This is a genomic window from Polaromonas sp. P1_G2 (assembly GCF_056405515.1).
Genome location: NZ_JBFUBY010001088.1, coordinates 1 through 463 on the forward strand (window position 1 = coordinate 1; position 463 = coordinate 463).

1 protein-coding gene is annotated in these 463 nt (G+C 62.6%); it reads left to right on the forward strand.

What is annotated here, in order from left to right; genetic code table 11:
• A partial coding sequence (locus AC1D0P_RS29185) for a tetratricopeptide repeat protein (protein ID WP_477679927.1) occupies positions 1-463 on the forward strand: 463 nt, incomplete at both ends.

Below are 463 nucleotides of genomic sequence, written 5' to 3' on the forward strand. Positions count from 1 at the left end.
ACCCCAAGCTCTGGGTGCAGTTGGGCGCTAACCAGTCCGCTGCCGAGCGTCACGCCGACTCCGCCGAAAGCTGGGAGCATGCACTGACGATCGACCCCGGCAATCCGGATGCATGGAGCAATCTTGGCGTCTATGAGCGCAATTACGGTGCGCTCGGCCTTTCGATCTTTCTGCAGCGCCGTGCAGTGGAATGCGATCCGCAGCATGCCGAGGGCTGGAACAATCTCGGTATTGCCGAGCTCGAAGCCTCGCAGGACGTCGCCGCGGCAGCGGCCTTCCGTCGCGCGATCCAGGCAAGGCCCGGCTATGCCGATGCGCATCTGGCGCTTGGCATGACCTTCCTCAACGCCGGTGATTACGAGCACGGCCTGCCCAGTTATGAGCATCGGCTGAAAGCCGAAAAGCTTGGCATTGCCATCACCAAGCCGAACCTGCCTTACTGGACCGGCGGCGATCCTAAGGG